Source organism: Protofrankia sp. Cas8 (genome assembly GCF_963555845.1).
Lineage (GTDB): Bacteria > Actinomycetota > Actinomycetes > Frankiales > Frankiaceae > Protofrankia.
The window spans coordinates 1-1,018 of the sequence record NZ_CAUVXI010000158.1 but is presented as its reverse complement, the minus strand read 5'-3'; the positions used below and the strand labels follow the sequence as shown (position 1 = coordinate 1,018).

At 64.4% G+C, this 1,018-nt stretch carries 1 protein-coding gene; it reads left to right on the top strand.

What is annotated here, in order from left to right; all coding sequences use genetic code 11:
* Nucleotides 1–333 precede the first annotated feature (333 nt).
* Nucleotides 334–1,018, top strand: a 685-nt coding sequence (locus U9977_RS19560) for a choline/carnitine O-acyltransferase (protein WP_322750741.1), incomplete at its 3' end; no start/stop codon positions are given.

The following is a 1,018-nucleotide window of genomic DNA, read 5'->3' as shown; positions in this document are numbered from 1 at the left end:
AGCGCCAGCAGCGAGCGCAGGCCGTGGATGGCGCATTTCGTCCTGCGGATGTTCCCGTTCGAACCGGTAGCCGAGAGCCTGGCCGGGTTGGGATATGAAACTGTACACATCGAACATGTGTTCAAGCAGCGGCGGTTCGCCTCCCCGCAGGAGCAGTCACTCGTCCTGGACACGCTGTGGGCCGTCGGTGTTGATCCGCGTGGGCTGGAAGCCGACGGCTGGCTGTACGCGCAGCTCCACGTCTCTCGGCCGCGTGACACGAAAAGTTACGCGGTCGTGGATCTGGCAACGAGCAACGAATCATCCAGCTCTCCGAAACCACCGAGGTTGACGATGAACGCGAAATCTGATCAGGATTGGTCTACCCGTACCTTTGGCAATGAGGACCGGCTGCCGCGGGTGCCGTTGCCGACCGTGGCGGCGAGCTGCGAGCGATTCCTCGCGTGGTGTGCACCGTTGTTGACCGCGGCCGAGCTGGCGACGACCGAAGCCGCGGTGGCCTCCTTCCGCGAACCGGACGGTGCCGGTCACAAACTCCACGCGGCGCTTGAGGAGTACAACGCCGGTGATGGGGTGCACAGCTGGCTCGACACATTCTGGCAGTCCCGGTATCTGGGTCGACGCGACCGCATTGCGATCAATGCGAATTACTTTTTTCTGTTCAAGGACGCCGGCCTGCAACAGGTGGACCGGGCGGCCGGGCTCATCGCCGGGGCCGTCAACTACAAGCTGGCGCTCGACGAGGAACTCGTAGCGCCGATCGTCGCGCGCGGGCAGGCTCTCTCGATGGAGCAGAACAAGTTCCTGTTCGCCACCACGCGTATACCCGGACCCGTGCAGGATACCGTCCGCGCCCCCTACAGCGAACAGTGCCCGGGCCCATCCCGGGCGCGCCACATCGTGGTGTTCTTCCGCGGGCACATGTTCCGCATGGACGTGCTGGGCGCGGCTGGTCGACCCCACACGTTGGACGATCTCGTGGCGGGTCTGCAGTCAATCATGAAGGCCGGTGCGGTGC